At 32.7% G+C, this 18,338-nt stretch carries 12 protein-coding genes; 6 read left to right on the top strand and 6 right to left on the bottom strand.

The annotated features are described in order from the left end of the window. From QM536_04145 to QM536_04120, 6 genes are all read right to left on the bottom strand, one after another. Positions 1-1,545: NACHT domain-containing protein (locus QM536_04145; protein MDI9356204.1), on the bottom strand; the 1,545-nt coding region annotated here is incomplete at its 3' end. Between the two features lie 122 nt (positions 1,546-1,667). After that, entirely contained in the window at positions 1,668-2,753 is a 1,086-nt protein-coding gene (locus QM536_04140) for an acyl-CoA desaturase (GenBank protein ID MDI9356203.1), read from the bottom strand. Between the two features lie 164 nt (positions 2,754-2,917). Further along, the gene (xseB, locus tag QM536_04135; protein MDI9356202.1) at positions 2,918-3,133 is read right to left on the bottom strand and encodes an exodeoxyribonuclease VII small subunit; all 216 of its coding nucleotides are present in this window, start codon (positions 3,131-3,133) and stop codon (positions 2,918-2,920) included. Next, a complete protein-coding gene (gene xseA / locus QM536_04130) occupies positions 3,120-4,409 on the bottom strand; it encodes an exodeoxyribonuclease VII large subunit (GenBank protein ID MDI9356201.1) in 1,290 nt (429 codons plus the stop codon). The genes xseB and xseA overlap by 14 nt, the downstream gene beginning before the upstream one ends. Before the next feature lie 17 nt (positions 4,410-4,426). Continuing rightward, complete coding sequence (prmC, locus tag QM536_04125; GenBank protein ID MDI9356200.1) at positions 4,427-5,305, bottom strand: peptide chain release factor N(5)-glutamine methyltransferase; 879 nt, start codon at positions 5,303-5,305, stop codon at positions 4,427-4,429. Further along, a complete protein-coding gene (locus QM536_04120) occupies positions 5,305-6,588 on the bottom strand; it encodes a DUF5103 domain-containing protein (protein ID MDI9356199.1) in 1,284 nt (427 codons plus the stop codon). Before QM536_04120 ends, prmC begins: the two co-directional genes overlap by 1 nt. Before the next feature lie 157 nt (positions 6,589-6,745). On the opposite strand from QM536_04120, the gene QM536_04115 reads away from it, so the two are divergent. The 6 genes from QM536_04115 to QM536_04090 form a co-directional block, all read left to right on the top strand. Continuing rightward, positions 6,746-9,829 carry an N-6 DNA methylase gene (locus QM536_04115; GenBank protein MDI9356198.1) on the top strand — a complete coding sequence of 1,028 codons (3,084 nt, stop codon included), beginning with the start codon at positions 6,746-6,748 and terminating at the stop codon, positions 9,827-9,829. A gap of 24 nt (positions 9,830-9,853) precedes the next feature. Continuing rightward, on the top strand, positions 9,854-10,381 hold the full coding sequence (locus QM536_04110; GenBank protein ID MDI9356197.1) for a hypothetical protein: 528 nt from the start codon (positions 9,854-9,856) through the stop codon (positions 10,379-10,381). Positions 10,382-10,569: 188 nt separating this feature from the next. Beyond that, the gene (locus QM536_04105; GenBank protein MDI9356196.1) at positions 10,570-11,604 is read left to right on the top strand and encodes a hypothetical protein; all 1,035 of its coding nucleotides are present in this window, start codon (positions 10,570-10,572) and stop codon (positions 11,602-11,604) included. 143 nt (positions 11,605-11,747) lie between these two features. Beyond that, positions 11,748-13,577 (top strand): excinuclease ABC subunit UvrC, encoded by a 1,830-nt coding sequence (uvrC, locus tag QM536_04100; GenBank protein MDI9356195.1) that lies wholly within the window; start codon positions 11,748-11,750, stop codon positions 13,575-13,577. A 154-nt stretch (positions 13,578-13,731) separates the two neighbouring features. Then, entirely contained in the window at positions 13,732-14,475 is a 744-nt protein-coding gene (locus QM536_04095; GenBank protein ID MDI9356194.1) for an isoprenyl transferase, read from the top strand. A gap of 550 nt (positions 14,476-15,025) precedes the next feature. Continuing rightward, on the top strand, positions 15,026-18,338 hold a 3,313-nt coding region (locus QM536_04090), incomplete at its 3' end, for a hypothetical protein (protein ID MDI9356193.1).

Below are 18,338 nucleotides of genomic sequence, written 5' to 3'. Positions count from 1 at the left end.
GTAAAAGAGTTTATAATCTTTTTTGGGGTTTGGCTTTCTCTTACTTATCCATTTCCATATTTGGCGGGTTTGAGAATCGGGAGCGAGGATGAGTGTTTTCATTTTTGTCACAAAGGCATTGAAGAAGATGGGGGTTTTATTTTCACTCATTATCTGTACTGTGTAGGTGAATACATTTCTCCAGCGGGTATCTGTTATGTTTTCGAGGATTGTTTCTCTGAGTGGTGTGTCTGCGAGTCCGTTCAGGTATTTGGCTACTGCATATTCTTGCAGAGTAAGGTGGGAGAAGCCAAATTCGTCTTTCAGTTTTTCTGCTATTATTCCGTGTTGCTCTGCCATCATTTGGAAAACTTTGTTCGCATCAAAATCCTTTGCTTTCTTATCTTCAGGGAGAGTGCCATAAAATTCTTGTATGGTCTCTATCACTGTTTCCTTGCTAAACCGTTGGTTTTTACTGTTAAAGGTATTATAAGCGAGCTGGTAGTAGAGTTTTTCTCTATTGGTAGGGGTGAAGCTCGTATAAAAATCATCTCTTTTTCTATTATTCTGGGCATCTATCTTTACGAGCAATCCCTGAAATGCCTTATCGTAGAGTTCGGAGCGGTCAGCGGGAACACTACCCACATTCTCGTAGTAGAGACAAAACATGCTGAGGAACACGGGTAGAGATACGAGCTCTCTTATATCTGTATGCTCTTTCTGTTGTATCTTTTGTAGTATATCTTGTGCGGTTGGCACTTTATCATGGAACCATTGGCTTATAAATGTTTGTATCTGCTCCTCATTAAAGGGAGATATATGTATGTATTCAAAGGCGGTAAAGGAATATTCTGTGGCATAATTACGGCAGGTGAGGAAGAATCGGTTTGTATGGTATTTTTTTTGAAATTCCACTATACTGTTGATAACCCTTTCTCGTTGGTTGTTTTCTGTGCGTATTTCATCTAATCCGTCTAAGAATAATATGGCATTGCCTTCTTGCAGGAGAATTTTTTCTACAAAGGTATCAGCATTTGGTATTCCCTGTGGCTTAAAGAGTTCTTCTGCTATGTATGTTTGGAGGTCTTTTTGACTATCTGCCCATGCCCTAAGTTCCAAAAAGATGGGGGTCTTGGTAAATCCCTGTTCTTTTTTTGCTGCTGCTGTAGCCATCCATTTCAAAAAGGTGGTCTTGCCCGCTCCTGGACCCCCCATGATAAAAAAATTTTTATTTTGATTTTTCTCATTTTGGATATAATCAATTCCCTTTATAGATTCTTGTGGATTACCTTCAGGAATGCTATTCGGGTCTTGAAACCGAAACCTATCCTTGTCTTGAATAACATGTATATGGGTAAATATACTACCCAATTCAGATGCTTGATTTGCTCCGAGGACATACAGCATTTTACACTGCTGTATTACAAAATTTTGGTATTTCTTCTCTGCTTGTTCTATATCCCACATATTTAGGAGTCCCTCACTCGTTTTGTTAAATCCTAATTTTTTTGCTATGTCTTCCAGTAGAGCGGGTGATATTTTTTTTATTTTTTCTTTCCAGTTCATTGTATTATGTATATTTTTTTATGTTTAGAGAGTATATATAATTATGAAACCCACGGTTTGAATCGTGGGTTATGTTTTTGAGAGAGATGGATATATTGATGTGTTAAAAAAACAATTTGGGTTTAGGTTGGTTTTACACCTAATTTTTTTAAGTATTGGAAGTGAGAGTATAAAGCATCAGATAAAGTATAGAATTCGTGATAGGGGAGCATACATTCGGAGGCGGTTTTTTGTATGATAGTTGCCAACTTGGTATAGTGTATGTGACTGATATTAGGGAAGAGATGGTGTTCTATTTGATGGTTTAATCCGCCGGTAAAATAGTTGAGAATCTTATTTTTGGTAGCGAAGTTTGCTGTGGTATGGAGTTGGTGTATAGCCCAGGCGTTATCTATTTCTCCGCCTTCGCTTGGCATGGGGTGTTCTGTCTTATTGACTACGTGTGCTAATTGAAACACAATACTGAGTATAATACCAGCTACATAATGCATTACAAAAAAACCAATCAGTACCTTCCACCAAATAATGCCTGCAAGGATAGGAATAAGAATCCATACAGAGAAGTATATAATTTTAGTGATAACTAAAATAGTCCATTCCCATTGTGCGGGAATGCTTTTTTTATAAAAAAGATTTCTCTGTTGGTAGCGGCTCATCTGATAAAAATCACTGTTAGTAGCCCAGTTAAGGGTTAAAAGTCCGTATAAAAATATAAAATAATACTGCTGAAATCTATGGAAAGCGTACCATGGTGATTCTTTAGTAAAACGTATTACTATACCTCCTTCTAAATCTTCGTCATGCCCGTGAATATTGGTATAGGTATGGTGGAGTACGTTGTGTTGAACCTGCCAATTATAGACGTTTCCGGCTAAGATATAGATAGTTCCTCCCATTATTTTATTTATCCACATTTTGGGAGAATAAGAGCAGTGGTTTCCATCGTGCATCACGTTCATACCAACGCCTGCGGTGCCTATTCCCATCACTATGCTACATATTATATATATCCAAAACGGAACTGGGAAATATACAAGGAATAAGTAAGGAATAAAAAGAATGGATACCATTACTATTGTTTTTAGGTAGAGAGTTTTATTTCCGTATTTGGTAATATTATTTTCGGAAAAGTATTGATTGACTCTTTCGTTGACGGTACACCAAAAATGTAAGGGGTCTTTTTTTAAAAAGAAAATTTTTTTTCTCATATATGAATATAATTAGAAATAATAATTAGATAATTTTGTTGTTGAGATAAAGTATGCATTATTTTATATTCTTGTTATATAAAAAATACTCTTTCTTTTTTAAACTACTTTTAGATAGGGTATTCAAAATAATGCGATGAGATTTTTTATTATGGGGATAAAAACTATGAATGGCTATTGTTTTCTTTTTTTTGTCCGATTTCTTCTAATATTTTTTCGGATTGGAGGAGTTTACTTCTACAAAATTGTATGAGTTCTGCGGCTTTTAAAACGAGTTCGTTCATTTTATCAATATCTATGTCAGCATTTTCTAAATATTCTGATATTTCCTCTAATTCTTTCATTGCCTCTGCGTAAGTTCTTTCTTTATTGTTTTTCATTGCTTATATCGGTTATGGTAGATGTTATGGTATAGTGAATAGTTCTTGTCTGTAGAGTGCTTCCCAAAGTTATATTTTTTAATGGTTTGGTGATAGAATATCCTTTTTTGAGTATGTTCATGGGGTTTTGATTTTGAATTATTTTTTCTAAAGTATCTATTCTATTTTTTTTATTCTGAATAGTTTGTTTTGTTTGCAAAAGAAGGGTATTTTCTTGTATGTTTATTCTATTTTTTTTCATTTGTATTGTTTTACTCATTTTTTGAAAGATAGTATTTTCTAAAAAATATATCTTATTTTTATTTTGATAGAGATTTTCTTGTGCGGATTGCTGTATTTTTGGGTATATGGATTGCATAAGGTAGTGTTGGTCTTGAATAATTCTGCTTGCGGACTGGTATATTTTGTCATACACATATTCTAAACGCCCTTCAAAGCTCATGCATCCGTCTATTATAAATTGTGCTACTGCTGTAGGGGTTTTGAAGCTCGTATGCGCCACTATATCCGCAATACTTTGGTCTCTTTCGTGTCCTATACCTGTAAATACGGGTATTTGCATCTTACAAAGAGTGCTACAAAGGTCATAATCATTGAAATTATCCATATCCATTTGTGCCCCGCCTCCTCTCACTATTGCTATAATATCAAAAAGTTCTTTTTTATTTTGTATCGTATTGAGGTTTTGAGTGATTGAGTTTATAGAATCTTTTCCTTGCATAACGGTTTCAAAAAAAGTTATACTCAGTTGGTACCTATTCCCGTTTTGTTGGATATGTTTGATAAAATCATCATACCCTGCCGCAGTGGAAGAGCTTATCAATGCTATTTTTTGTGGGGTAAATGGGAGGGGAATTTGTTTATTCAGTTCTAATAAACCATTTTTTTGCAATTTTTCTACTACTTCTTGCTTATTTTTTTCTCTTTCACCTATGGTAAAGCTCGCATCTATGTATTTAATAGAAAGAGACAGCCCATAAACCTCATGAAAAGTTACTTGAATATTAGTAAGTATTTTTATTCCTTGTCTGAGCGGACTGCCTGTTATTTTTTTGAAATGTGCTTCTATATTTTTATACTCATACGCCCAAATAGTTGCCTTTACTTTTGCTAATACTTCGGTTTCTTTTTTTTCAATAAGCTCTAAATAGCAATGCTTACTGCTGTGTATCCGCATTTCTCCTATTTCTGCTACTATCCAATAAGAGCTGTCTAAAGATACATCCAATACCTGTTTTATACCCCTCATTAATTGTGATAGTGATAATATTTCCATATATTTTTAATTATGAATTATGAGATGTTTTGAATGGATTGTCCTCTTATCATTCTCTCTTTATTATATATATCTTTTTTTATTTCAATACGGAAAAAATAATTTTTTTTTAAAATATCTTGTATTTCTTTTGCAAATAACGGATTTATTTCTAAGTAAATCCATCCAAATTGCTTCAAACTCTGTGCTGCTTTTTTAATAATTGCTTCATAAAAGAGAAGAGGATTGTTATCGGGAACAAAAATTGCGGTGTGTGGTTCGTGATGCAATACATTTGTATGCATGGATTCTTTTTCAAATTCACATACATAAGGAGGATTACTGACTATAATGGAATATTTTTGAGGGGGTAATTCGTCTGTTAAGATATTTTTCAAAAAAAAAGGAACATGTATATGGTATAAGTCCGCATTTTTTCGAGCTGTATCTATGCTTTCTACGGATATATCGGATCCTTCTATATCCACTGTTTTTAGTTCTAAAGAAAGAGTGATGCCTATACAGCCACTTCCTGTGCATATATCGTGAATAAAAAGGGATTTCTCATTTTTGTGTGAATGTATTATCCAATGTACTAATTCTTCGGTTTCATATCTCGGTATCAGCACGGAATTATTGACAAAAAATTTTCTCCCATAAAAAAAAGAATACCCAAAAATATACTGAATTGGTTTATGCGCAAACACTAATTCTGTATATATATTTTTGAGTTTTTGGAATAGGAAAGTATCTACCTCTATTGTTTCTCGCAATATAATTTCTTGAAATGACTTTTGAAAAACATCCTCTAATACCCAAAAGGAAATGCTTCGGGCTTCTTCCTCAGAGAATATTTTTTGTAATTTCTTGCAAAAAATTGTTTGAATTTTGTATAAAGAATACTTTTTGGGGAACATTATTTATTAAAATCTATAATTTTATACCCCACTAATTTGTGGTAAAAAGTACCCGGTGGCTTATAATACACAAGCACCTCATACATATTTTCGGTTTGAAAGTCGTATCCTTCTAAACAAAAGGGGTCTTTGTCTGTCGTGGAAAGGTATAAATAGTTGTAAAAACCTTGTTTCAAAAGCAGAGATTGGTAATACATATCCGATGCAGAGTCTGCAATCATTTTATTGGCATCGGTTCTATCCCAATTATTAAAAGCCCCCATTATGTAAATATCTTCTTTTTTAGAAGTATTGTATTCCAACGAAAAGAGGACTTTTACATACTCGCAGCTCACCTCATTGGAAATAACGTTTAATTCCTTGCTTTCTACCACATATCCCCCATTAAAGTCATTGAGTTTACTATATGGTTGTGAAAACCTACTTTTATCTTTCGTTAAAACAAGTTGTGCTTCTTTATTACTCCTTTCAATATGCCTTACATTAAGCCCGTTATAAGTAAGCGAACGTGCATCAAAAAAACGAAACTCTTTCAATCCCCTAAAATTATTTTCTAAATTAAAATGCTCATATACTAAAGATTTTGACTGAAAATCTATTCTCGTGGGTTTAAGGTGAAACTTCGCATCTAACCAAGACCTATTCTGCCGCAACAATACATATAAATCCGTAAAATAATTGTTCAGTTCTAAGTTTTTATAATGCACACTAAAATCTATTTGTTGATTAAAGTCCCTTTCTGAAGCCACCGTAGAGTAGTTCACCTCCATTTCAATATCTGTTTCATTTTCAAAAACCATAAATCTTTGAGATGCAATAATATCTGATTTGTTATTATCCCTATAAACAATCAATACATAGTTTCCTGAAAGCTTTACCTTCGGAACGATAAACGAATAATGGGTATAAGGGATTTTTGTATTTTGAGAATACTGATACTCCGTTATAGGAAAGATATTGTAATCATAGAGAAACTCTATGTCTGAGAGAGGGGAAATTGTCCAATCAAAATTGCAGTGGATGAGGGAAACATTATAGGTTTTGAAGTCCTGAAACAATTCATCAAACTCTAAACGCAGGGGTATGTTCTCGTTTTTATTGATAATAGGGGACTGCATCTGGTCGTTGTATCTATTTTGAAAGGGGTACAAGCGGACGGTTTTTATATTGGTATCATATACTTTGTCTTGTGTAAGAGGAGTTGTGTTTTTTGCCAACTTAGACCCTTCTTGAATGGCACAGTAAGAGAATAGAAGTAAAAAAAAAAGAAAGGATAGTCTCATGAATTTGATGTGTATTTTTTTAGAAAAAGAATAGGTGAGTTTGTAAAAAAGAATAAAAGTGAAAATTAGTTTTTTTTATGTATATTTCAAAAATTCTCAATGAGACATTCAAAAAAACAAATAAAAATGCATACAATAATGTTTTAATACAAAAGATATGGAACTGGAAGAATATTTTGAAAGCATACAAAAAAAAATAGGGCATTCAACGGAATACACACTGCGGACTGACTTTGAAAATTTGATGAATGACATCAAACCAAGAAAAGCAATTGAAATTATCCAAGAGCATTCTACTTTAGAAAAACTCCAAACCTTACCAAAGTTCACAGGTCGTCCCGATTTTAGAGTAACAGAAAGTAATTTAGAAATCGGTTGGATGGAAACCAAACCCATTCACGATGATATATCTGTCTACCTTGATACACCCCAATTGAAAAGATACCTCCACGTAATTCCTAATTTTTTATTTACCAATTATAGAGAATTTATTTTGTTTCGGGATGGCGAGGCAATTTTAAATTCTACTCTCTTTGTAAAAGAGGAAAAAAAATTACAGGACAGTAATGTAGAACAAACAAAAGCTCTTCTCTATGAATTTTTCAACGGTGCATTACAACAAATTGAGAAAACCGAAAAATTATCTATTGCTATGGCAAAACACGCTCAGTATCTACAGCGTGAGCTTTGGAATTTGTGGAATAGCGAGGAAAAATCACCATTCAAAGAAAAATTTAAAGGGCTGTATGACCTATTTTCAAAAACACTCGTAGAAGAATTACAACCATTAGAATTTATAGATGCTTACTCTCAAACCGTTGCTTATGGCTTACTTCTATCCGCTCTTTCTGCAAATAAAAAAATTGATAAATACAATTTTATAGAGTTTATACCCAAGTCACTTCCCATTTTTGAAGAGATTTTTGGATTACTGCGGCTTCAAAATATTCCCGAAGGTATTGCTTGGATAATAGATAAATTATTTATTATCTTACATAACACCGATTATGCACAAGTGCAAAAAGAACTTTCGTTTTCCAACAAGATAGGGAGTGAATTAGACGACCCTTATATCTATTTTTATGAAAACTTTTTAAAAGCATACAATCCCGAAAAACGAGTTGAGAAGGGAGTTTATTATACCCCCGCCCCTGTGGTTCATTTTATTGTAAAAATTATACAACAATCGCTCATAAAAGATTTCAAAAAATCAGGTTTAGATGATGATAATATTTCACTTTTGGACTTTGCAACGGGAACAGGAACATTCCTTTTGGAAGCTTTTAAAACTGCATTAGCAAATGTAGATAAAGGACAAAAAAATGGATTCATCCGCAATAATCTTTTAAAAAATTTTTACGGTTTTGAATATCTTATTGCTCCCTACACCATAGCACATTTGAAGCTTACTAAATTTTTAACCGAAGAGGGATTTCTATTTGAGCAAGAAGGCGATAGAGCAAAGATTTTTTTAACCGATACATTGGATGATTCTCATTACCAAAGAAATGCCCTTTTTCCTTACCTTTCTGATGAAGGAGAGGGGGCAACAAAAGTAAAATCAGAAAAGAAAATTTGGGTAGTTTTGGGAAACCCTCCTTATAGTAATTTTTCAAAAAATAAGAGACCTTTTATTCAGGCATTGATAAACGACTATAAAAAAGGATTGAACGAAACAAAAATAAATATGGATGATGACTACATAAAATTTATTCGCTTTGCACAAGCAAAAATAGAAGGTGCAAAATATTCTTATCAAAAAGGAAACAATACTATAAACAGAAAAATAGAAGCTTTGGGGCAAGGAATTATCGGAATTATAACCAACAATTCCTATTTGAACGGCATTACCCACCGACAAATGCGAAAATCTCTCTACGAAACATTTGATAAAATCTACATACTCAATCTCCACGGAAATAGTATTATTGGGGAAGGGGATAAAAATGTGTTTGATATAACCGTGGGAGTATGCATTGCTCTCTTCGTAAAAACTCCAAAACCACTGCCCGAAAAAGAAGTGTATTATTTCTCTACGCTGAATAATGCACTTTTAAAAAGAGAAGAGAAGTTTGAATACCTAAGGAACCATGATTTAGAAACCACTCTTTGGAAACGTTTAAAACCCGAAAAACCTCATTATTGGTTTGTAGAAAAAGATTTTACCCATATCAAACAATATGAAAAAGGATGGAAAATGACGGATATTTTTAAGGAGTATAGCACAGGAATAGGAACTAAGATAGATGCAATTTCTGTTGATATAATAAAAAAAAATGTAATAAAAAGAGTTACCGATATTTTAAATAAAAAGTATACATTAGATGATATAATAAAAAAATACAAAATTAGTCACACAACAACTTGGGAATATAAAAGAGCAATACATTCTACTATAAAAGAGACAGAGTTCACATCTTATAATTACCGTCCTTTTGATAGAAGATATGTATTTTACAACCATAAATTTTTATCTCGTTCAAGAAAGACAGTAATGGATAATTTTTTTGAAAAAGATAATTTAGGTCTAATTTGCGGAAGATTAGAGTTTTATGGTTTCATAACCGATATTATTAGCGACGAACACATTTGTGGAGGAAACTCTTATAATTTTCCTCTTTATATTTACAACACCAATACCAACGGTAACACAGACGAAAACGGAAACGGTTACCTTTTCAAAGACGAAGAGAAAAAAGATAATTTTACCAAAGAATTTCGTAAATTCTTAAAAGAAAATAATTTGAAGCACCATACACCCGAACAAATTTTAGGATATATCTATGCAGTATTGTTTTCTCCAATATACCGACTAAAATATTTTGAGTTCCTAAAAATAGATTTTCCAAAAATTCCATTTTGTGAAGATATGGCAACTTTCCAAACATTGTCAAATCTTGGCAGTGATTTGATAGACCACCATCTGCTAAAACACAGTTATTCAAAAAATGAAATGCCTACTTTTGCAGTAGAAGGAAACAATACAATAACCGAAATACATTATAACAAAGAAGAACAAAGATTATATATAAATAAAACGCAGTATTTTGAGAATTTTGCAAAATCGGTTTGGGAATACGAAATTGGCGGATATCAAATATTTGACAAATACCTGAAAGCAAGAAAAGATTTAGAACTCACTTATGAAGAAATAAATCACTTAAAAAAAGTTGCTACCTGTATTCTCAAGACGATGGAAATTCAAAAAAATATTGACACTCTCTGCCAAGAATGGATGTAAGAAATGCCACTAAAAAATAAAAATATGCGACTAAAAAAAGTTATTACCCTCATTTTTGTGCTTGTTACCCCTATTCTTTTTTATCTTTTTTTACGTGTCTTTGGAAAAAATCAATATTCCCTTCCTTTTTATGACACACAAAATATTTCTTTTTATACAGCATATTTAGATTCTTTGCACATACAATGGAAAATAAAAAAAACTATCCTCTACATGCCCGCTTCTAAAATATCCAAACAAGAAGCAGAGAAAAACGAAATCCGCCGATTATTAGATGCTACAGAAAAAGACTCATCATTCCAAATCGTTATTTTTTATCCTGATAATCCACCCTATTCTTTACCGTATACAAAAAAAATATTTTTTACTTCAAAAAAAATACCATTTCTCCCACAAATGAAAGAATTAGAAAAAGAATTACAAATGGATACAGAAGATGGAAAAGCTCTCTTGATCGATAAAAAAGGAAATGTAAGAGGACTATATTCCCTCGAAAAACAAGGAGAAATAGAACGGATAACAGTAGAACTCAATATTTTAGAAAATAATTAAATCAAGATACTCCTACCATTGAAATTGTATTTGTAGTATATTATCTACAAACACACATATTTTTTCTAAAAATACTTCTTAAAAAAAAGAAAAATTTGTTTCAAATAAAAAGAAAGTAAAAAAATGTATATTGCAAAATAAAAAATTATTATTCAACTTATTATGTGTATATTAAAATAAAAAAACAAATGTTAAAGAAAATTATCTATGCTCTCGGAGCATTGGTGGCTATATTTATTATAGCAATGTTTGCTTTTCCAACCAAATACCATATAGAGCGTTCTATAGTTATAAATGCTCATATGGGGTTGGTTCAGGAAATGACAAGTAAATATATGTTCTTTGCTAAGTGGAATCCTTGGGCAAAGATGGACTCTACTATGACCTATACTATTACTCCCCTTGAAAAAGATGGAAAAGTAGGATGTGTATATGCATGGAAAGGAAACCAAACAGGTTCTGGATCTCTCGAAATAATGGAAAGAACTGAGAATAAAATAGAGCAAAAGCTCACATTTATAGATTTCAACAGCGTATCAAAAACCTGTTACACTTTCGAACAACAAGCAGAAGGTGTAAAGGTAACTTGGGACATGGATGGAGAAAATCCAAAACCTATGAACATTATGGCTGCTATTATGGGCATGGAGAAGATGCTCAACTCTCAATATGAGAGCGGACTTGCTTCTCTCAAAGAAATGGTAGAATCTGCAACCAAACAAGATGTATTTTTAGGACAAAAGGTAGAACTTATTAATTTTACGGATGCCACAGAAAGGGCATACCTTATAAAACGTGCAAATGTAAAAATGTCTGATGTTGCAAGCTTTTGCAAGGCAGGTTTTACTGAACTGGCAACCCTTATCCAAAAAAAGAAAATAAACCCCATCGGTACTTTTTGTGGGATTTATTTCCAATGGAACCCTGAAACCCAAGATACTGATATGGCAGTAGCAGTTCCCATACAAATAAATAATATTAAAAATACTCCCAACATAGAAGGGTTTACTATTCAAACAATACCTCCACAAACCCAAGCTACAAAGGTAATTCACAAAGGTAGTTATGAAACTATGATACCCCCTCACGAAGCATCTGCATTGTATCTGCTAACCCGAAATCTCTCACAAGATGTGGTAATAGAAGAATATATTACAGACCCCGAAGTAGAAAAAGATACTACTCAATGGATCACAAATGTATTCTATCTGGTCAAAAAATAAAATAAAAACAAGCATATACAAGGGGGTTTCTTTTCTAAAAAAAGAGAAATCCCCTTTATTTTTTGAAATTTACAAAATTACATACCATTTAAAAACATAAAAACAGATAAGAATCATCTTTTTGTATAAAAAAAATAGTACCAATGGATACCGAAAATTCTCTCAGCAATACAAAAACATATAAACCATCCGAAGTGCATTTACTTCCTAATGTACCCGGAGTTTATAAGTTTTTTAATAAAACAAGAATGCTCATTTATGTAGGAAAATCAAAAGAATTAAAAAAAAGAGTTGCTTCTTATTTTAATAAAACAACACAACACGGAGCAAAAACAATGCGAATGGTTTCACAAGTGGAAGAAATTGAGTTTATTATCCTTAATACAGAGTACGACGCTCTTTTATTAGAAAACATACTCATAAAAGAACACCAACCAAAGTACAATATACTCCTCAAAGACGATAAAACCTATCCCTATATCTGTATTCTAAAAGAACATTTCCCCCGAATTATCTATACACGAAGAGTAGATAAAACGAAAGGAGAATATTTTGGACCTTTTACCAACCTAAAAGGAATGAAACACGTCCTCGCTCTGCTTAAAAAAATATATACCATCCGAAATTGCCATTATAATCTCTCCCCGGAAAATGTCGAAAGTAAAAAATATAAAGTGTGTTTAGAATATCACATAGGAAACTGCCTCGGTCCCTGCCAAGGAAACCAAACAGAAAACGAATACCAAATAGATATAAAAAATGCAAGAAATATATTGAAAGGAAATCTATCGGAGGTAAAAAATTTTTTCAAAGAAAAGATGGCAGAATATTCACAAACCCTAGAATTTGAAAAAGCAAATGAATATAAACTAAAATATGAAAATGTAGAAAAATTTCAATCAAAATCAGTGGTAGTGAACCAAAAAATAACAGACGTAGATGTATTTACCATTGTCATTGATGAGGATATTGCTTTTATTAATTGTATGAAAATAGAAAATGGATCTATTATCCTCTCCGATACCTTCGAAATAAAAAAAAAATTAGACGAAACAGAAGAAGAAGTACTCACCCTTGCTATCATACAACTCCGTGAAAAATACGAAAGCAAAAGCCCTGAAATCCTTACAAACATACCTGTGCAGATAGAAACAAACTTATTTTCTATTCACCAACCGAAAGTAGGTGACAAAAGACATCTCTTGGACATTTCTATAAAAAATGCTCTCTTTTTTAAAAAAGAAAGATATAACCAAAAGATAGAAGACGCAGAAAAAGAAGACAGAGTCCTGATGCAATTGCAATCAGACCTCAAACTAAAAACAATTCCCCGACATATAGAATGCTTTGATAACTCTCATATACAAGGCAGTAATCCCGTTGCTTCTATGGTTTGCTTTAAAAAAGGAAAACCCGCAAAAAAAGAATACAAACACTTCAATATCAAGACCGTACTCGAATCCAATGACTTTGCCTATATGAGTGAAATAATATTGAGAAGATACACAAGAATATTAGAAGAAAAACAACCCCTGCCTGACCTCATAATTATAGACGGTGGAAAAGGACAACTCAACGCCGCAATAGAATCTCTACAAACATTGAACCTCTACGGAAAAGTAGCAATAATGAGTGTGGCAAAAAGATTAGAAGAACTCTATTTCCCTAACGATGAACTACCTCTTATGCTTTCTAAAAAATCCGAATCTCTCAAATTTATACAACAAATAAGAGACGAAGCTCACCGATTCGCCATTAATTTTCACCGATTGAAAAGAAGTAATGCCCAAATAAACACTATTTTAGACGAAATCGACGGGATAGGGGAGGTCTTGAAAGAAAAACTTTTGTCACATTTCAAATCACCTCAAAAAATAAAAGAAGCCCATCTCAACCAACTCGCAGAAGCTATCGGACCTAAAAAAGCACAAGTAGTTTATAACTTTTTTAAAAATAATACCCAAAATTCATAAAGAACTGATTGATGCCCTCTGTCTTTACTTGCTACTCTGCACATAACTTTAAAAATAAAAAATACTATACCACAAAGAAAACACAATAAAAAGAGCAACTCAAAAAAAAATGTAATAATAAACACAATAATTATATAAACCCCTATTTTAATCAATGAAAAATACTCTCAATTATCACAATGTACCCAAACACATAGCCATTATTATGGACGGAAATGGCAGATGGGCAAAAAAACAAGGAGCAAAAAGAATATTTGGACATCAAAATGCTATAACTGCTGTACGAGAAACTACCGAATGCTGTACCGAATTAGGCGTGAAATACCTTACTCTCTATGCTTTTTCTACCGAAAATTGGCAAAGACCTGCCGATGAAGTCCAAGCACTGATGACGTTGCTCGTTTCCACCATCAAAAAAGAACTCTCCACCCTTCAAAAAAACAATATCAAACTCCTTTCTATAGGTGATGAAACCCTTTTACCAAAAAATACCCAAGCAGAACTCCGCTCCGCAAGAGAATCTACCCAAAATAATACAGGATTATCTCTTATACTTGCTCTTAATTATAGCGGAAGATTAGAAATAGTAAAAGCCGTAAAAGACCTTGTTCAATATATCGCACAAGAAAAAAATACTCCCTTTGATTTACAAAAAATAAATGAATCTTTCTTTGAAAGTTTCTTATTCACAAAGGGAATACCCGACCCCGAACTCCTTATCCGAACCAGCGGAGAACAAAGAATCAGTAACTTTTTGCTTTGGCAGATAGCTTATACAGAAATTTACATAACAGACGTCCTGTGGCCTGATTTTAGAAAAGAGCATTTGATAGAAGCAATAGTAGATTTTCAAAAAAGAGAAAGAAGGTTCGGTAAAACAAGCGAACAAATACAATAATAATGCATACACAATGAACACCTAAAACAAATGAGATGGAAAGAGATAACGGTACTATAAAAAATAACACTATTCTTAAAAACACATACGAAACAAAAAACATGCAAACAGACCATGAAATTTTTATGGCACTATCTCTTTTGTAAGAACACATCGGTCTCTTATTAAGAAAGCTAGAACCTCAAAAACACACTACCAAGCATTAGAAAAATGCTATAAAATGAAACCAGAATTATTTATAAAAACTCCCCAAGAATTTAAAGAATCTATCGTTGATTGGATATATGAAAACGTACCAACAGAAGAAATATTAAAACCACCTACATAAAATTGTAAGGTTTTTTGCTATAAAGCCACTTATTAACAAAAATTAACATTTTTTTTTCGTCTTTCTAAATAAAAATTCGAAAAAAAAATATAATTTTGTAAAATTCAAAAATAAATGTTTTATATTGATTTATCTTTATGAAATAAAATTATGAAAATGACAACAGAATGAATTATTAGCAAATTAAAAATTATACTTTTAAAAATTAACCTACATTGATTTATGTCAATAAAGCAAGTTTTATTAGCGGTGTTGTTTTTAGGTGTGAGTATTACATTGAATGCTCAAATTCGTTTGGATTCTCTGATGCCATCCTCTGTAAAAGTAGGGGATACTGTTACTATGTATGGAAATTTTTCAATCAGCGATATTGCAGTTGTTGTGAAAGATAGAACTCTCTCTTTTAGAAATATCGGTAGTACCAAAATCAAGGCAAGAATTCCTCTTGATTTTGAGATACAAAATAGTTTTTATAACGAAGGAGTAGAAAGAATAAAAGTATACAAGACAAATACTTCTGATACATCAAAATTCTTTGTATTACACATAAGAAAATATGATCCGCAAGTTCTTGCAGGATGGGGCGATGGGTTATCCAATCTTCCTATCCCTGAATCCGCTCAAGATTCTATAGTACAAATATCTTCGGGAAAAAGATATAATATAGCATTACACGCAAGTGGAAATGTTTACGCATGGACAAATGCTTATAAATTATCCATAGATATGGATTCTGCTACAGATACAGGGAACACTTTTAGAGATAAAACAGATAATATAACATCAAATCCATTACCACGTTTTACTATTAGATGCCCATCTGAAACAATGATAACCGGATCTATAGGAACCTCTACTTTTTCGCAACCATGTGTAAATAATCTTATAACTATCACAAACAGTTCTTCCTTACCCATAGGAAATTATAAAATAAAAGCACAATACACAAATAATAACATAATAACTGACTCAATCTCTCTTTTTTTTAGAATAGTAAGTAGTGGAACGGAAGCAAATTATGTAGATCAAGACGGAGACGGTCTCATAGAAATATATTCTATAGAACAACTGAATGATATAAGAAAGTCCTTGTATCAAAGCCTTCCATATTCACCAGGACCTATAAGCAGTATAAATAATTCTACATTAGGATGCCCATCTGGAGTATGTGTAGGATATGAACTTATGAATGATTTAGATTTTAAGGATTCTCTTTCTTACACCTCAAAAAAAATAGATACTACTTATCTTCGCACCTGTCGTGGTACCAATTGCGGTTGGCTTCCCATAGGAAATGGAAGTAATTATTTCAATGCCATTTTTGAAGGAAATCACCATATTATAAAAAATATAGTGATACGAAGAGATAATGGAGGGTATGTAGGTTTATTTGGAGATATTCATCAATCTATTGGAAACTTGGGATTAGACAATGCTTATATAAATGTAAACTCAGGTTCACATATTGGTGGATTAGCAGGTAATGTACTTAATGTAACCAATATAACCCAATGCTATGTAATAGCAGATAGTATAATTGTGAACGGAAATAATAATTCTGCTGCTATTAATATAGGAGGATTAATAGGGCGAAGTAGTTTCATATCAAATGATCCTGGTAGTATCTCTCAGTGCTACACTAAAGCACCCATAATCTATAATAATAGTGGCACAGGTCAGGCATATATAGGAGGAATCATAGGAGAAATACAGCATAACCTCCTATCTCAATGTTTCGCTACAAAAAATATTATTACAAACTCTGTCAATCAAACAAATGTAGGTGGATTAGTGGGATTATACCAATCCAATTCTGATCTTACTATAGTAAGAAGTTATTATAAAGGAGATATTTCTGTTACTACTACAGGGAATAATGCTAGTAATTCAGAAATAAAAGCAGGGGGACTTATCGGAGGACTTATTAACGGAGGTACTATAAGCCAATGCTACACTACAGGAAATATATATACGAGTACTAGAGCGAATGGCACAAGGAACCCTCCTTATTCTTATCCAGGTATGTTTTATGGATTGGCAAGACATCCTCTTAGAATAGAAAGATCTTTCTGGAATAGTAATGCGACTACAAGAATCGGGAACATTACGTATAGTAATTCATCTGGTGCATCCCCATCTGGTAGTGTTTCTCATGGTATAAATCTTTCTGATATAAAAAGACCTTGTTCTAACTATACAGCAGGTGGTGTTTGTATTCTGGGTCCTGGTTTTGAATATGCACAGGATTCTTTTCCTAAAATTCAATTAAATGCTCAGGTGAGTATAAATGGAATAAATTTTATAGCAAACAATAACATTGCTAACACATTATCTTATACGGGCAGTGTAACTAATGTGATAAACAGTCCTGATGCATCAAATTATTCTCGTCTTACATTTGCAAATGTAGATTTTATTGCAACAAATATAGGTATTACTACTATCCCAAGTAGTGGAACCTATACTGTTACCAATTTACAAAATGGCTTAGGCATAACCTTAGAAGATCTCGGTTCTTTATCGCCTCCTAATGACACTACCGAAGTCGCAGAAAAATTAAAAATAATACAAAACAATACTACATCAACTGTTAATACCACATCTATTAGAAATATTGTCAGTGTTTCATCGGGAGGAAACTATGCATTAGCTCTTACAAGTAAAGGGACAGTTTTGGCAATAGGAGATACTTCCGGATGGGCGAATAAATTGTATCCTGCGGATACGAATATTATAGATATTTCTGCATCTGAAACCCACTCCTTAGGATTACGTATAGATGGAAAAGTAATCACATGGGGAGACACAACTTTCCAAAGAGGTATAATTCCATCTGCCGCAACCTCTTCTGTAAGTGCTGTATCAGCAGGAAAAACTCATTCTATTGCTCTAAAAAACGGAAATATAATAGCATGGGGAGATACCACAGGACAAAAAATAAATTCCTCTTCTTCACTTGTATCTATTTCAGCAGGAAATGGATATACCATAGGATTAAGAAATACTTCTATATTACATACATGGAATATTGATGCCACTAATCAAAATAATATAAAGGCAATATCTGCGGGATATAAACACTATTTAACACTCAATGAAAATGGAAAAGTAGAAGGATATGGAGAGTCTCTTGCGGGACAAACAAGTATACCATCTGTAATTTTTGACAATATTGCTACCTATGTTGCTGCGGGTGAAACTAGATCTTACGCTCTTTATAAGAAAAAACAAACAATATCTTTTCCCCCAATATCCACAAAGAAAGTGGGAGATGTAAATTTTTCATTAAATGCTACTGCTACCTCAGAACTACTACCTTATTTTAAGAGTTCTGATACATCTAAGGCAATTATTCTGGGAATGGATAGCGTTACAATAAAACTTAAAAAAGCAGGAACAGTACAAATAATTGCTTACCAAAACGGAAATCATATATACTTGAAAGCGGACTCTGTGACTAGCATATTAAAAATTAAGACGTCTCAAACCATAACCTTTGATACATTAGAAGCCCAAGTATATAAAAAAACACCTT

The organism is Chitinophagaceae bacterium, from assembly GCA_030053935.1.
GTDB lineage: Bacteria > Bacteroidota > Bacteroidia > Cytophagales > JASGCU01 > JASGCU01.
Note: the sequence above shows the minus strand (reverse complement) of the source record. Positions and strands in the feature narration are given on the sequence as shown.